Here is a 13,266-nt window from a genome sequence, read left to right as displayed (position 1 = left end):
CATGGCTATAATAAGCCGCTTATTTTTGTCCCGGGTTTGAGGCCATGCTAGAAGAGCTTAACGCCAAAGAGAAATACAGTTTCAACAAGCTGCAGAAACGCCTGCGGCGCAACGTGGGTCAGGCCATCGCCGACTTCAACATGATTGAAGAGGGTGACAAGATCATGGTGTGCCTGTCTGGCGGCAAGGACAGCTTCGCCATGCTCGACATCCTGATGAGCCTGAAAGCCAGCGCCCCCATCCATTTCGATCTCGTGGCCGTCAACCTGGATCAGAAGCAACCCGGCTTCCCCGAGCACGTGCTGCCGGAATACCTGGCCGCCCTCGGCGTCGACTTCAAGATCGTCGAGGAAGACACCTACTCCATCGTCAAGGACAAGGTGCCGGAAGGCAAGACCACCTGTGCGCTTTGCTCCCGCCTGCGCCGCGGCATTCTCTACCGCACCGCCCAGGAGCTGGGCTGCACCAAGATTGCCCTCGGCCATCACAGGGATGACATCCTCGAGACCCTGTTCCTCAACATGTTCTACGGCGGCAAGCTCAAGTCCATGCCCCCCAAGCTGGTGAGCGACGATGGCAAGAACGTGGTGATCCGTCCCCTGGCCTACTGCAAGGAGAAGGATCTGGTGCGCTATGCGGAGGTCAAGGCCTTCCCCATCATCCCGTGCAACCTGTGCGGCTCCCAGGAGAACCTGCAGCGCAAGGCCATCAAGCAGATGATGCAGGACTGGGATCGCCGCTTCCCCGGCCGGATAGAGACCATGTTCACCGCCATTCAGGACGTGATCCCGAGCCACCTGCTCGATCACAAGCTGTTTGACTTCAAGAGCATCAACCGCGACTCCGGCATCATAGATGGCGGTGACAAGGCGTTCGATCCCCCCGAGCTGCCGACCGCGCCCCTGCTCAACATCGACGAGATGGACGTGCTGGATGTGATAGAGGTGCGCTGAGCACCCTGCCAGCCACCACGAAAAAGGAGCGCCATGCGCTCCTTTTCTTTACCTCTCCGGCACCCGCCGTCTTCAGCCCTTGTGCAACCAGGGGGTCAGTCGCAGTATCTCCCCCTCAAGCTGCAACCTACCCGCCGCGAAGTCGGCGAGTTGCTCGTTGCGAAGCAGCAGCTGGCCATCCTGCCAGGAGAGAGGCTGCTGATGGGCACCGTCGATGAGGTAGGCGGTGCCGCTCGACTGCACCAGGGTCACCCGCACCCCCGCCATCTCCGGCAGGAAGTGCTTGCCGACCATGCCGGCCAGCTTGTCCAGCAGCGACTGCATCTCCTGCTGGCGTGTCACCACCTCGCTCACCCTGAACCCCTGGCCATCCGACACAGGGGGCGCATCGGCCATCACCTGCACCGACATGTCGCAGGCAGCGTGTGGTTCGGTCAGCTCCACCACCACGGTCGCCTTGTCGAGATTGAGATCGTCGTCATAGGGCAGGCGCAGCTCGCTGTCTATGGTCACCTCGGCGGCAACCTCCCTGTCCAGGGTCGAAACCCGGGCCGAGGCGAGCCCGCAGCGCTGGCCACTTTGCGGATCGGTCAGATAAAAACCCAACCTGGCATCACCAAACTCGCCCTTGGCAAAGGTTTTCATCTGGCTGTAGAAGGTGCTGTACTGCAGATCCAGCGAGGGTGCAGCCACGCACAGCGCCGGCACTATCAGCAGACTTGCCGCCATGCCATGTCGAACCAGCTTCATATGCCATCCTTTTGCATCACGCGTTGAAATGATCGGGCCCTTGCCCGGTGGCGGCATTGTCCGCCACTTCGGTCACCTCCACGGCGACCCCGCACAGATCCCGATAGAGGATCCCCTTGAGATTGAAATAGAGGGGGGCAACCCAGATGAGGCCTATGCCCATGGGAATGATGGCCAGGAAGAACAGCGCCATCATGACGCCATGCAGCAGCACTATGCTGGGCCAGCCGCGGGCGAACAACTTGAGGGAGACCAGGATGGCCTGGGCCGGCGACAGGCCGCGCTCCAGCACCAGGGGCACGGTGAACAGCAGCCCCATGCCCACCAGGCCAGAGGGAATGAAGGCCAGCATCACCGGCAGGCCGAGCAGCTCGAACAGGGGGCCGAACAGGCTGGTGATCAGGCTGCCGAGCAGGCTCAGGGAGCCCAGACGCAGGAAGTGACGGAAGAAGTCGAACACCTGGTTCGGGCGGGCCCGCACCCCCACCGACTGCTGCAACCCCAGCATGTCGAGGGAAGAGGTCATGGGAGACATGATGACGGTGATGAGCAGGCTCAATATCAGGGCCATGTCCATGTCACCCCCTTCCTGGGCGACATAGGGGGCCAGCAGGGTGTTGCTCAGCAGGATCCAGATTGCCATGACCCCGGCGATGGCCAGCGTCAGACCGAAACCGGTGCGGCGGGTCTGTTGCCAGGCCTCTTTCAACACCCCTTGCAGGTCCAGACGGTATCCCTGGCTGAGGGACTGTTCGAGGGTTCCACCGATCCGCATTCTATTACTCAATTGACTATCCAACATTCAAAAGCGACTGTTCCGAGGTGGCACATTATAGCGGTTTGACCGGGCATGCGTAGTCGTTTTTCCTGTTATCTTCCGTTCAGAAAGCCATTGATTTCACTGACAGCCGCCCTGTCGTGCGGCCCTCTGCCAGCCCCTCCGTTACCTGACTTGGCCCTGGCCCGCCATGGGCGTAGGATGGATGGCCAAGACTCGACAGACTCGCTCTCTCGCGCACTTCATCCCGGATCACCCACACAAGGAAAGCTGCAATGTCCGAACTGACGCTCTATCTCGCCCCCGGTACCTGTGCCATGGCGGTGCGCATCGCCCTGGTGGAAGCCGGTGCCCCGCACCAGATCAAGCGCCTCGATCTCGCCGCCGGGGAGCAACGCACCCCCGCCTACCTTGCCATCAACCCCAAGGGGCGGGTGCCAGCCCTGGTGACGGAGCGCGGCGTGCTGACCGAAACCCCGGCCCTGCTGCTCTACGTGGCCCAGCGTTTCCCCGATGCCGGGCTCGCCCCCCTGGACGACCCCTTCCTGCTGGCCAGGATGCAGGAGGTGCACAGCTTCCTCGCCTCGACGGTGCACGTCTCCCATGCCCATGGCCGCCGCGGCAGCCGCTGGGCCGATGACGAACAGGCCATCGCCGCCATGAAGGCCAGGATGCCCCAGAACATGCGTGAGGGGTTTGCCGAGATAGAGCACCACTATCTGGCCGGTCCCTGGGTACTGGGGGAGCGCTTCAGCCTGGCCGACATCTACCTGTTCGTGGTGGCCAGCTGGCTCGAGAGCGACGGGGTCGCCATCGACGAGTTTCCCAAGGTGGCGGCCCACACCAGGCGCATGCTGGCGCGCCCCGCCGTGCAGCAAGCCCTCCTCCTCTGACCCCTTCTTCCCGTGGTACGGGTGCTCTTCTGGCACCCGTTTTTCCCTCCGACAGCCGGATCACTGAGATCGTTTTCACATTTTCGCCATCTGTTCCTAGACCCGTTAACGGTTAGCGCCTATCTTTCGCCTCAACGACGCAACCGGTTGCGTAACCGGTTGCCCAGATAAATATCCACATGCGGTTCCCATGCCGCCGAGGTGTTGTATGAAACGAGGCAAGCTGCTCAATGCTCCCCTGAGTGCCCTGGTGGCACAGATGGGCCACACCGACGAGATCACCGTCTGCGATGCGGGCCTGCCCATTCCGGCGGGGCCTGAGCGCATCGATCTGGCGCTGATGGCGGGCACCCCCAGCCTTGCAACCGTGCTGACCGCCCTGCTCACCGATCTGGTGGTGGAGAAGGTGATCATGGCGAGCGAAATAAAATTGATCAGCCCAGATGCCCATCAAGCGCTTGTGGATCAGCTGGAGGCGCACGCCCTGGCCCAGGGCAAGCCCATCGCCATCGAGTACTGCCTGCACGAGGCGTTCAAGACCCGCTCCCGTCAGAGCAAGGCGGTGGTACGCAGCGGCGAGGTGACTCCCTATGCCAACCTGATCCTCTGCGCCGGTGTGGCGTTTTAAGCCTCTTCAAGGAAGCTGCAAATGAGCACAACCTCCCCCCTCTCACCCCTTGCTGGGCTCACCGGGAGCGTCAATACGCTCCCCTCGCCCATTCTGGAGCTCACCGGGATCGTCAAGACCTTCCCCGGTGTACGCGCCCTCGACGAAGCGGGACTGCGGGTCTATCCGGGCCAGGTGATGGCCCTGCTCGGTGAAAACGGCGCCGGCAAATCCACCCTGATGAAGGTGCTGACCGGCATCTATCAGGCCGATGCGGGCAGCGTCAGCTACCGCGGTCAGCCGGTGCACTTCAAGGGTCCCCGCGACTCCCAGGATCAGGGGATCAGCATCATCCACCAGGAGCTGAACCTGCTGCCGGAGCTCTCCATTGCCGCCAACATCTTCCTGGGCCGCGAGCCGCGTACCCGCTTTGGCAACATAGACCACAAGCAGCTGCGCGAGCGGGCCAGCACCCTGCTGGCCCGTCTGGGCGTCAAGCACGGACCGGACACCCGGCTCGGGGATCTCTCCATCGGCGAACAGCAGATGGTGGAGATCGCCAAGGCGCTGTCGTTCGATGCCAGCGTCATCATCATGGACGAGCCCACCGATGCCCTGACCGACACCGAGACCGAGCAGCTGTTCGTGGTCATCCGCGAGCTGCGCCAGCAGGGCTGTGGCATCGTCTACATCTCCCATCGCCTCAAGGAGATCTTCCAGATCTGCGACAGGGTCACGGTGCTGCGGGACGGCAAGTGGATCGGCGAGCAGGCGGTGAGCGAGCTGGACGAAGACAGGATCATCGAGATGATGGTGGGCCGCCGGCTGGAGGAGCAATACCCGCGCCTGGCCCGCGAGCTCGGCCCGGTCAGCCTGCAGGTCAAGGATCTGGCCGGCCCCGGCGTGCGCGGGGTGAGCTTCTCCCTGCGTCAGGGGGAGATCCTCGGCTTCAGCGGCCTGATGGGCTCCGGTCGCACCGAGCTGATGAAGCTCATCTACGGCGCCAGCCCCATCAGCAGCGGCGCTGTCGAGGTCGATGGCAAGGTGCTGGTGCCGCGCACCCCGGCCGACGGTCTGGCCGCAGGCATCGCCTATATCTCAGAGGATCGCAAGGGGGATGGCCTGGTGCTGGAGCTCTCGGTGCGCGAAAACATGAGCCTCTGCGCCCTCGACGAGTTCATCACTCACGGCAAGATAGACGGTAAGGCCGAGCGCCAGGCGGTGAGCGACTATGTGCGCCTGTTCAACATCAAGACTCCGAGTCAGGATCAGCTGATCAAGCTCCTCTCCGGCGGCAACCAGCAGAAGGTAGCCATCGCCAAGGGGTTGCTGACAAGGCCCAAGGTGCTGATCCTCGACGAGCCGACCCGCGGCGTCGACGTGGGGGCGAAGAAGGAAATTTATCAACTCATCAACCAGTTCAAGAAGGAGGGGATGAGCATCATCCTGGTCTCCTCCGAGATGCCGGAAGTGCTCGGCATGAGTGATCGCATCCTGGTGATGCACGAAGGGCGCATCAGCGCAGAGTTCAACACCCGCGATGCCAATCAGGAGAAACTGATGGCAGCGGCAGTCGGCAAACAGTGGCAAGCAGAGCAAGAGGCAGCACAATGACAACCCAAACCCTTCCCCGCCGTGGCGTCATGAGCAAGGCCTGGTGGATCGAGAACAAATCCCTGGTGGCGCTGCTGGTGCTGATCGGTGTGGTCTCCTTCCTGAGTCCCAACTTCTTCACCGCCGACAACCTGCTCAACATACTGCGTCAGACCTCGGTCAACGCCATCATGGCGGTCGGCATGACGCTCGTTATTCTGACGGCCGGTATCGATCTGTCGGTCGGCTCGGTACTGGCCCTGTGCGGCGCCCTGGCGGCGACTATGGTGGCCATGGAGCTGCCCATCTGGTTGGTAGTCCCCCTCACCCTGGGGGCCGGTGCCCTGCTCGGCGGCGTCAGCGGCCTCATCATTGCCAAGGGCAAGGTACAGGCCTTCATCGCCACCCTGGTCACCATGACGGCCCTGCGCGGCGTCACCATGGTCTACACCGAGGGGCGCCCCATCTCCACCGGCTTCAGCGACGGCGCCGATCACTTCGCCTGGCTGGGGACCGGCTACCTGTTCGGTCTGCCGGTGCCCATCTGGCTGATGGCCATCGTCTTCCTGCTGGCCTGGTACCTGCTCAATCACACCCGCCTCGGCCGCTACATCTATGCTCTGGGCGGCAACGAGTCGGCCACCCGCCTCTCCGGCATCAACGTGGCCCGGGTCAAGCTCGCCGTCTATGGCCTGTGCGGCATGCTATCCGCCCTGGCCGGGCTCATCGTCACCTCCCGCCTCTCCTCGGCCCAGCCAACTGCTGGCATGGGGTACGAGCTGGATGCCATCGCCGCCGTGGTGCTGGGAGGCACCAGCCTGATGGGGGGCAAGGGTCGCATCATGGGGACCCTCATCGGGGCCCTTATCATCGGCTTCCTCAACAATGCCCTCAACCTGCTCGACGTCTCGTCCTATTACCAGATGATCGCCAAGGCCAGCGTCATTTTGCTCGCCGTGATGATCGATAACAAAAGCAAGTAAGCACACACAAGGAATGAAATGATGAAAAAGCTCAATACCCTGCTCGCTGCCGCCATCATGTCCGTGCTGGGCACCGCCCAGGCCGCCGATCACACCCTGGCCATGGTGGTCTCCACCCTCAACAACCCCTTCTTCGTCACCATGAAGGAGGGAGCCGAAGCCAAGGCCAAGGAGCTTGGCTACGAGCTGGTGGTACTCGACTCCCAGAATGATCCGGCCAAGGAGCTCTCCAACGTGGAAGATCTCACCGTGCGCAAGGTCAACGCCATCCTGATCAACCCCACCGACTCCGAAGCCGTGGGCAACGCCATCCGCCTGGCCAACAAGGCCAACATCCCTGTGCTGACCCTGGACCGCGGCGCCGCCCAGGGTGAGGTCAAGGCCCACATCGCCTCCGACAACGTGGCCGGTGGCAAGCTGGCCGGTGACTTCATCACCGAGAAGCTGGGGGCCGGCACCAAGGTGATCCAGCTCGAAGGGATAGCCGGCACCTCCGCCGCCCGTGACCGTGGCGAGGGCTTCGCCCTGGCGGTCGCAGCCAACAAGCTGCAGGTGCTGGCTTCCCAGCCCGCCGACTTCGACCGCACCAAGGGGCTGAACGTCATGGAGAACCTGCTGGCGGCCCACCCGACAGTGCAGGCGGTGTTCGCCCAGAACGACGAGATGGCGCTGGGTGCCATCCGCGCCGTGCAGGCGGCCGGCAAAGAGGTGATGATCGTCGGCTTCGACGGCACCGACGATGGCAAGGCGGCAGTGGCCAAGGGTAAACTGGCCGCCACCGTGGCCCAGCAGCCGGCACTGATCGGTGCCATCGGCGTGGAAACCGCCGACAAGGTGCTCAAGGGCCAGCCGGTGGAGCAATCCATCCCGGTGCCGCTGCAAATCGTCAGCAAGTAAGCATGACGGGGGAGGCTTGCCTCCCCCTTTGTCTCCGGTGCGCAGGCAGAGCCTCCCGGCTTGGGCTCACTCAAGCCAAGATGTTCTCAATCAAGGGTGATCGATATGAATCGTCTCGTAGTTCTCGGCAGCGTCAATGCGGATCACGTGCTGCGCGTCCCCCACTTTCCCCGTCCCGGTGAAACCCTGACCGGTCACAGTTACCAGGTCGTCCCCGGTGGCAAGGGGGCCAATCAGGCGGTGGCCGCCGCCCGGTTAGGAGCAGAAGTCTCCTTTATCGCCCGCATCGGCGACGACGCCATCGGCCGCCAGATGAAGGCGGGCTTCGCCGCCGATGGCATAGAGGTGAGTGCGGTGGAGCAGGACGAGCGCCTCCCCACCGGCATCGCCATCATCTATGTGAGCGACGAGGGGGAGAACAGCATAGGCCTCTCCACCGAGGCCAACGGCGCCCTCGACACTGCCATGGTCAGACGCCATGAGGCCCTGATCGCGGGCGCCCACACTCTGCTTCTGCAGCTGGAAGTGCCGCTGGAGAGCGTGCTGGAGGCTGCCCGTCTGGCCCGAGCCCACGGCACCCGGGTGGTGCTCAACCCGGCACCCGCCCAGCCGCTCTCGGCCGACCTGCTGGCGCTGGTGGACCTCATCACCCCCAACCAGACCGAGGCCGAGCTGCTGACCGGCGTCAAGGTCACCGACGAGGCGAGCGCGGCCCAGGCGGCGGCCCGTTTCCACCAGATGGGGATAGCGGACGTGATGATCACCCTGGGCTCCCAGGGGGTCTATTGCAGCAACGGCCGGCAGCAGGTGCTCATTGCGGGCTTTCGGGTCGAGGCGGTGGACACCACGGCCGCAGGCGATACCTTCAACGGCGCCCTGCTGGCGGCCGAGCTCGCCGGTGCCAGCTTCCAGGACGCGGTGCGCTTCGCCCACGGGGCGGCTGCCCTCTCGGTGACCCGCTTCGGGGCCCAGAGCTCGATCCCGGTCAAGCAGGAGGTCGACACCTTCCTCCACTCCCAAGCGGTGCAGGGACACTGATGGCCAACATCAAGGAGGTGGCGGCGCGGGCGGGGGTCTCCACCACCACAGTCTCCCACGTCATCAACGAGACCCGCTTCGTGGCCGAGGAGACCCGGGAGCGGGTCTTCGCCGCCATGCGCGATCTCAACTATGCCCCCAGCCTGGTGGCCCGCAGCCTCAAGGTGAAGGAGACCAACAGCATCGGCATGCTGGTCACCACCTCCAGCAACCCCTTCTTCGCCGAGGTGGTGCGCGGGGTGGAGCGCTACTGCTTCGAGCAGGGCTACAACCTGATGCTGGGCAACACAGAGGGGCAGGCCGAGACCGCCCTCTCCTACCTCAAGATGATGCTCAGAAAACGAGTGGATGGCCTGCTCATCATGTGCAGCGAGGGGCAGCAGGAGGTGTTCAACCAGCTCGACTGGCTCAAGAGCCTGCCTGTGGTGGTGATGGACTGGGGCATGGAAAACAAGGAGGTGGATCTCATCGCCGACAACTCCCATCGCGGCGGCTATCTGGCGACCCGCCACCTGCTGGCCCTGGGTCACACCGAGATCGGCTGCATCACAGGCCCCCACAGCCGGGCCCCGGCCAATCAGCGCCTGGCGGGTTTCGAGCAGGCGATGGGAGAAGCGGGGCTCACCGTCAATCCGGACTGGATCCAGGAGGGGGACTTCGACTGCGCCAGCGGCGCCGCCGCCATGACCCGCCTGCTGGCATTGCCCAGGCGCCCCAGCGCCCTCTTCGTGTGCAACGACATGATGGCCATGGGGGTGATCAGCGCCGCCCACCGGGCGGGACTTGTCATTCCGCGGGATCTCTCCCTGGTCGGCTATGACAACGTGGCACTGGCCGAGTTTATGTGCCCGCCGCTGACCACCATCAATCAGCCCAAGGAGGAGCTGGGTCGCCTCGCCGTCACCCGGTTGCTGGCGCGGATCAACGGCGAGCAGATAGATAATCGCATGATCACCGTGGACCCAGACCTGGTGATCAGGCACTCCTGCGCCCCCTTGCAACCCTCCACTGCCACCCATCAGTCCTGATAGGCGCAATGACAAGGGCGGCCTCGGCCGCCCTTGTCATGCTCTATCCGCCACCACCGGCTCAGCGGGGCTCCCGCTGCCTCCTCATATCCCCTTCCTGCGCCTCTGCCGGACTGCCCAGGCGCAGCAGCCCCAGCTGGTGCGCCAGGGGCTGCAGCAGGGCATCGTGATCCGAGGGGTCGGGCAACCAGTAGCGCACCGGCCAGCCCGCGCGCAAGAGTGCGGGGGCGCGACTGCCCAGCTCACGCAGGGCCAGCACGCAGCCGCGCTGGATCAGCTTCTCCAGCAGCAGGGCATCCTCCGTCAGGGTCGGCAACGCCAGGATGAGCGTCCGCTCTCCCAGGGGCGGCAGATAGGCCAGCACATGGGCCAGCTGGGACTGCTCATGGAGCACCAAGAGCAGCGGCAGCCGCTGCTCGGCGTCCGTCAGCAGCCGTGCCACCACGGGGCCCAGGATACCGCGCTCCTGCATCCACTCCATGTCGCACCCCTGCTGACCCACCCGCCAGCGCAGCGTGATGCCCAGCACCTGTTGCCCCCGCTCGTCTTCCAGGGTCTCCGAGAGGGTCTCCAGCGGCGAGGGCGCCGCCCCCGCTAGCCACTCCCGCAGCTGATGCAGCTGGCGCTGGCCCATGCTCAGGGAGGCCTTCATCGCCGGCTGGTACCAGATCAGGGTCGCATTGTCCCGCTTGGCCTGATTCAGCGCCAATATGGCCAGCTCCAGCAGCTGATCCCCATCCTCCCCCTCCCCGGCCTTGGCCACCCCGAAGCGACAGGCCAGATCGAAGCTGCTCTCCCGGGTCACGAACTCGAACTGCAGCAGGTCCACCATGGCCTCCATGCGGGAGGTGATCGCCTCCTGCCCGGCGGCCAGCACCACGGCAAATTCATCCCCTCCCAGCCGGTAGGCCCGACCTGGATAGGCTTGCCGCAGCCTGGCGGCAACCGCCTGCAGCAGGCGATCACCGACCTGATAGCCGAGCAGATCATTGACCTGCTTGAACCGCTTCAGATCGAGCACCACCAGGGCCTGGACATGGTTGCGCTGCAGGGACTGCCTGAGCTGGCCCTGCAAGGCGCGGCGATTGCCGAGCCGGGTCATGGGGTCGAGCAGGGAGAGGCGGCGATTCTGCAGATTGGTGCGGATCAGGGCGAAGACCAGCACGCCCCCCATCACCAGCAGGATCAGTTGCCAGATCTGGATCCAGAACAGGCTCTGGCGCAGCTGATTGAGGGAGGCTTCCCGCTCCTGCCCCGAGAGGATCTGATCCCCTATCTGCTCCACCTGGCGGGTCAGCTCGGCAATCCGGATCAGCGACCGATCGAGGGCTTCCCCCTGTTGCAGCGCACCGGCCTGCATCTGGGGCTCGAGCGCCTTGATCTCGTCAAACAGCCCGGCCAGCACAGTCCCCAGCCCATGACGGGCGCGTGCATCTGCAGTCTCGCTGCTGATCAGGAACACATCCAGCCGGTTCCACAGCAGATCGTAATCCAGGCTCAGGGTCTCCATCTCGAGGGCACCCGCCCGATAGAGGCGCAAATCGTAGAGAAAACGCTGGGATTCCTGCATCACCTGGCTGATGTTCCAGTGGATGTTGCGGTAGAAGACATCGACCAGCTGCTCGTGGCGGCTTTGCAGCAGCAGGCCCCAGACGGAGGAGAACAGAAACAGCAGAGAGATGGCTGCGAGCAACAGATTGTGGCGCTGTCGGCGGGTCACTTGACGACCTCGATGCGGATAGTCTGCCAGACCATGTTGTTGTGGATGGCGGAGACATCCATCTCGGGATGGGCCGAGAGCGGGATCAGCAGCCAGAGCGGCCCCTTGTTGCGGCGGGTGAGCGGCTTGTCATCCTGATAGCGCACCAGGGTCAGCGGCACCTTGGCAAACAGGGAGAGATCGACTCGTTGCCGATAGCCATTGAGCGCCACCACATCGAGCACGCTGGCCTCGGCGACCCCTTGCGCCGCCAGCATCGCCTTCAGGTCCGGGCCACGATAGCGGTGCACGCCGACCGTCCAGGGGGTCGCCGTCTCGAACTCGGTCTGCGGCAAGGCGGCCAGCGCCGCCTCATCCAGGCGAACCTCCCGCTTGTCTGGCAGGATCAGGTGCAACAGGGGTGAAGAAGAGGTTGCCTGAGTGCCGAACGTCGTCAGCACCAGCAGAAGAAAAGCGGTTCCATGCTTGAAAATATTCATATCCCTTGCGCCAGCTGCATCCTCTATTTTACGGGTCAGTTTGGCGGCTTCATTGAGCCAATGCAACTATGTCATTTCTCAATAGCTATGGCCCACGCATCTCCATCCAGTTATGACCGTCGATCTGTTTGGGCTGGTGTACGCCGCAGCGTTGCAGCAATTCGTCCACGAAGGCCGGCACCAGCAGGGAGGCCGGGCCATAGCGCTTCTCGTCAAACTGGCTGCCTACCTCGCTCGGCTCCAGGTTGAGTTCGACGGTGTGGGCACCGTTGAGGCCCGCCTCATGGACAAAGCCTGCCGCAGGATAGACGGCCCCCGAGGTGCCGATGGAGATGAAGAGGTCGCATTGCGCCAGCGCCGAGTAGATGCGATCCAGCCCGAGGGGCATCTCGCCAAACCAGACCACATGAGGCCGCAACGGCTGGGGCAGCTGGCAGCAGGAGCAGAGCTCCTCCTGGTGGAGCTCCCCGCGCCACTCGATCACCTGCCCGGACACCGGACAGCGGGCCTTGAGCAACTCGCCGTGCATGTGGATGAGGTGCTTGCTGCCCGCGCTCTCGTGCAGGTTGTCGATGTTCTGGGTGATCAGGGTCACGCGCCCCGGCAGCAGGCGCTCGAGGCGCGCCAGGGCATAGTGGGCAGGATTGGGGTGGATCTCGGCGCGTTGCAACTGATGGCGCCGCGCGTTGTAAAAACGCTGAACCAGTTCGGGATCCCGGGCGTAGCCCTCGGGGGTGGCCACGTCTTCCACCCTGTGCTCCTCCCACAGGCCGTCGCAGGCCCTGAAGGTCTTGATACCGGATTCAGCCGAGATGCCGGCGCCGGTGAGGATCACGATATGTTTGGCTGACTGCACCATGGTTGATTTCCTCCAACGGATCACAGGCTGACCTTAGCACAACCGGCTGGCCCGGCACATTCGCCCTTGGTCTTAGGAATGCCGGGGCACCAGGGTGTCGAGAACGCTCAAGTCCAGCCGCACAAACACCATCTCCCGCCCCGTCACCAGGGTCAGCGGCAACCCCAGCCCCTTCAGCAGGGCCAGCATGGGCCTGTTCTGGCCGAGCACCTCGGCGGTCCACTCGCGGATCCCCTCCCCGTGCGCCAGCAATGCCAGCGCCAGCAGGATGCGGCGACCGGCCCCCCTATGCTGAAAATGATCCGCGACTATGCAGGAGAACTCCGCCCTGTCGGGATGCAGGCGCCGCCGGATGGACTGGGCCATGGCCAGCGGTGCGCCCTGCTCGTCGGTGAGCAGCAGCCCTATCTGGGGCGCTCTGGGGTAGTCGAGAAAGAAGGCGAGTTGCTCGGCGGTGGCAGGCTGCTTGGCGCGCATGAAGCGCAGGTAGACACTCTGCTCGCTCAGCGCCTCGTAGGCCGCCTTCAGCCGCTCGGGATCGGATCCTGCCAGCTCCTGCAGCCGGCAGGGAATGCCGCCCACCTCCATCATCAGGGGCAGAGATGCCCGCGAGCCGGGGTGTACCCAGCCCGCCAGCGCCCGGTGCAGGCGCGCCTCATCGGGGGGCCAGCAGAGGTAGCGCGGCACG

At 64.2% G+C, this 13,266-nt stretch carries 14 protein-coding genes; 8 read left to right on the top strand and 6 right to left on the bottom strand.

Annotated elements, in window-relative coordinates; all coding sequences use genetic code 11:
* The first annotated feature begins 44 nt into the window (after nucleotides 1-44).
* The gene (ttcA, locus tag AAHB08_RS08675; RefSeq protein ID WP_025327018.1) at nucleotides 45-953 is read left to right on the top strand and encodes a tRNA 2-thiocytidine(32) synthetase TtcA; all 909 of its coding nucleotides are present in this window, start codon (nucleotides 45-47) and stop codon (nucleotides 951-953) included.
* Between the two features lie 72 nt (nucleotides 954-1,025).
* Here the strand turns inward: ttcA and AAHB08_RS08670 are convergent, their stop codons facing one another.
* Together AAHB08_RS08670 and AAHB08_RS08665 are read right to left on the bottom strand one after the other, a co-directional pair.
* Nucleotides 1,026-1,703 (bottom strand): DUF2987 domain-containing protein, encoded by a 678-nt coding sequence (locus AAHB08_RS08670; protein WP_342058701.1) that lies wholly within the window; start codon nucleotides 1,701-1,703, stop codon nucleotides 1,026-1,028.
* Between the two features lie 16 nt (nucleotides 1,704-1,719).
* Complete coding sequence (locus tag AAHB08_RS08665; RefSeq protein WP_162519124.1) at nucleotides 1,720-2,478, bottom strand: hypothetical protein; 759 nt, start codon at nucleotides 2,476-2,478, stop codon at nucleotides 1,720-1,722.
* A 278-nt stretch (nucleotides 2,479-2,756) separates the two neighbouring features.
* On the opposite strand from AAHB08_RS08665, the gene AAHB08_RS08660 reads away from it, so the two are divergent.
* The 7 genes from AAHB08_RS08660 (at nucleotide 2,757) to AAHB08_RS08630 (ending at nucleotide 9,520) form a co-directional block, all read left to right on the top strand.
* The gene (locus AAHB08_RS08660; RefSeq protein ID WP_202045783.1) at nucleotides 2,757-3,374 is read left to right on the top strand and encodes a glutathione S-transferase family protein; all 618 of its coding nucleotides are present in this window, start codon (nucleotides 2,757-2,759) and stop codon (nucleotides 3,372-3,374) included.
* Nucleotides 3,375-3,582: 208 nt separating this feature from the next.
* On the top strand, nucleotides 3,583-4,002 hold the full coding sequence (gene rbsD, locus AAHB08_RS08655) for a D-ribose pyranase (protein ID WP_139434432.1): 420 nt from the start codon (nucleotides 3,583-3,585) through the stop codon (nucleotides 4,000-4,002).
* A gap of 21 nt (nucleotides 4,003-4,023) precedes the next feature.
* Entirely contained in the window at nucleotides 4,024-5,595 is a 1,572-nt protein-coding gene (gene rbsA / locus AAHB08_RS08650; RefSeq protein ID WP_342058700.1) for a ribose ABC transporter ATP-binding protein RbsA, read from the top strand.
* A complete protein-coding gene (gene rbsC / locus AAHB08_RS08645; protein ID WP_025327024.1) occupies nucleotides 5,592-6,557 on the top strand; it encodes a ribose ABC transporter permease in 966 nt (321 codons plus the stop codon). The genes rbsA and rbsC overlap by 4 nt, the downstream gene beginning before the upstream one ends.
* A 21-nt stretch (nucleotides 6,558-6,578) precedes the next feature.
* The gene (rbsB, locus tag AAHB08_RS08640) at nucleotides 6,579-7,454 is read left to right on the top strand and encodes a ribose ABC transporter substrate-binding protein RbsB (RefSeq protein ID WP_342058699.1); all 876 of its coding nucleotides are present in this window, start codon (nucleotides 6,579-6,581) and stop codon (nucleotides 7,452-7,454) included.
* Between the two features lie 105 nt (nucleotides 7,455-7,559).
* Nucleotides 7,560-8,492, top strand: a complete 933-nt coding sequence (gene rbsK / locus AAHB08_RS08635) for a ribokinase (RefSeq protein WP_342058698.1) — start codon at nucleotides 7,560-7,562, stop codon at nucleotides 8,490-8,492.
* On the top strand, nucleotides 8,492-9,520 hold the full coding sequence (locus AAHB08_RS08630) for a substrate-binding domain-containing protein (protein WP_342058697.1): 1,029 nt from the start codon (nucleotides 8,492-8,494) through the stop codon (nucleotides 9,518-9,520). The genes rbsK and AAHB08_RS08630 overlap by 1 nt, the downstream gene beginning before the upstream one ends.
* A 61-nt stretch (nucleotides 9,521-9,581) precedes the next feature.
* On the opposite strand, the gene AAHB08_RS08625 is transcribed toward AAHB08_RS08630, so the two are convergent.
* The 4 genes from AAHB08_RS08625 to AAHB08_RS08610 all read right to left on the bottom strand — a co-directional run bounded on the left by AAHB08_RS08625 (nucleotide 9,582) and on the right by AAHB08_RS08610 (nucleotide 13,265).
* Nucleotides 9,582-11,240: a GGDEF domain-containing protein gene (locus tag AAHB08_RS08625; protein WP_342058696.1), complete on the bottom strand. Its 1,659-nt coding sequence runs from the start codon at nucleotides 11,238-11,240 to the stop codon at nucleotides 9,582-9,584.
* Nucleotides 11,237-11,719 carry a hypothetical protein gene (locus AAHB08_RS08620; protein WP_342058695.1) on the bottom strand — a complete coding sequence of 161 codons (483 nt, stop codon included), beginning with the start codon at nucleotides 11,717-11,719 and terminating at the stop codon, nucleotides 11,237-11,239. The genes AAHB08_RS08625 and AAHB08_RS08620 overlap by 4 nt, the downstream gene beginning before the upstream one ends.
* Nucleotides 11,720-11,804: 85 nt before the next feature.
* The gene (gene cobB, locus AAHB08_RS08615) at nucleotides 11,805-12,578 is read right to left on the bottom strand and encodes a Sir2 family NAD+-dependent deacetylase (RefSeq protein ID WP_202045789.1); all 774 of its coding nucleotides are present in this window, start codon (nucleotides 12,576-12,578) and stop codon (nucleotides 11,805-11,807) included.
* A gap of 72 nt (nucleotides 12,579-12,650) precedes the next feature.
* The gene (locus AAHB08_RS08610) at nucleotides 12,651-13,265 is read right to left on the bottom strand and encodes a GNAT family N-acetyltransferase (protein ID WP_319917619.1); all 615 of its coding nucleotides are present in this window, start codon (nucleotides 13,263-13,265) and stop codon (nucleotides 12,651-12,653) included.
* Nucleotide 13,266: the final 1 nt, after the last annotated feature.

It is taken from the genome of Aeromonas sp. OTU364, from assembly GCF_038440395.1.
Lineage (GTDB): Bacteria > Pseudomonadota > Gammaproteobacteria > Enterobacterales > Aeromonadaceae > Aeromonas.
The sequence above is the reverse complement of the archived record's forward strand: the minus strand, read 5'-3'. Positions and strand labels throughout refer to the sequence as shown.